The organism is Acinetobacter sp. YH12235, from assembly GCF_013417705.1.
Lineage (GTDB): Bacteria > Pseudomonadota > Gammaproteobacteria > Pseudomonadales > Moraxellaceae > Acinetobacter.
In genome coordinates this window covers 1-1,295 of record NZ_VPDL01000069.1, presented here as the reverse complement: position 1 = coordinate 1,295, position 1,295 = coordinate 1, and the positions used below count along the sequence as shown (strand labels likewise).

1 protein-coding gene is annotated in these 1,295 nt (G+C 37.7%); it reads right to left on the bottom strand.

Features of this window, described 5'->3' with window-relative positions:
- Positions 1-1,222 (bottom strand): IS4 family transposase (locus FTV13_RS15555; RefSeq protein ID WP_179993461.1); only part of this gene is annotated, 1,222 nt, incomplete at its 3' end.
- Positions 1,223-1,295: the final 73 nt, after the last annotated feature.

Genomic DNA, 1,295 nt, shown 5'->3' with positions numbered 1-1,295 from the left:
GTAAAACATACCTTTTAGATTTTTCCATTAAACTTTCTAGATGTTTAGGCAAATTACCTGCGGAAGCCAAAGAATCAAACTTCAATAGGTTAAGGATAGCAATAGAGGTAATATGAAAGCTCATTCTCAAAGGACTGACTTTTGCACGTTGCGCCATATATTTCATTTGTCTTCTTAGAATATTATAGGCAATAAAGACTCCCCATAATTCTTGATAAATCAAGGCAGGTTGTTTACTCCTTAAATGCTTCCCTTCCTGTAAGTTACTCTTGATTTCTCGGTAACACATTTCTATTTCCCAACGCTGGGCATAGAGTTTTGCTAAAGCTAATAATGGATATCTCTTTGAATCTATTAGTGAAGTGATATAACGTCTAATCTTACCTGCCTGCTCAACCTCAATGAGACGTGCCTCCCAATAGTCTCCTAAGGCTGGATTAAGTTTTTTAGCTCTTGTTGATATCGGCATTCTAATATGAAAGTCATGTTGCGAATTACGCTCCACAATCTCATACCGTAAATTATCTTTTGCACGCATAAGCCAATGACTTTCTTCTGCACGTTTTTGCCACCCGATGAGAAAATCTGCAGAGAAATAGGCTCGATCAAATAGGGTAATACTGTGTGAACAAGGAGATAATTGGCTTGCCAGTGTGAGTTCACCTTGATCCATACTACCTATTTGAGCATCTATAATTTCATGGGTCGCGGTATTTACTAAGCAGGTTGCTCTCACTTGTGGATAAGGAGCATCAGCAGTTTTTCCTTTAGATGAACCAAAGTGTGCAAAATTCTCATCTGTATAAGGCATAGACCAAACAACACCATCAACAGCGCACACACTCAGACCGTGAAAGTTTGAGTATTGCTGCTGAGATTCTTCAAACCAGGCTTGGCTAAGTAAAGAAAATAGCGCATTTAAAGGTTCTGATCCTAAACGTTGTCGTGCTTGTACTACTGCGCTAGGAACACAATATTCTGTTGTACCAAATACAAGTTTTAGCTGTTCTACGACATATCCGATAGGTTGATTTCGAAATAAAGCGAGTCCAATGACAAGCCACACCACATGTTCAGCAGGTAACTTCCTTCTTCTAATTGATGCCTTACCTGTTTGATGCAGACTTTCCTCAATCCAGTTGAAATCAATAAATTCACTAAAATGGCTAAGTGAAGGTAAAGAATGTTGAAGGGTGCAATCTAAATTTTCAGATAAAGTCATAAAAAAATGAGCGTATTTACATACACTCATTTTTACTACATTTTACTAATATTTGCTTAACTGACTGGCATTA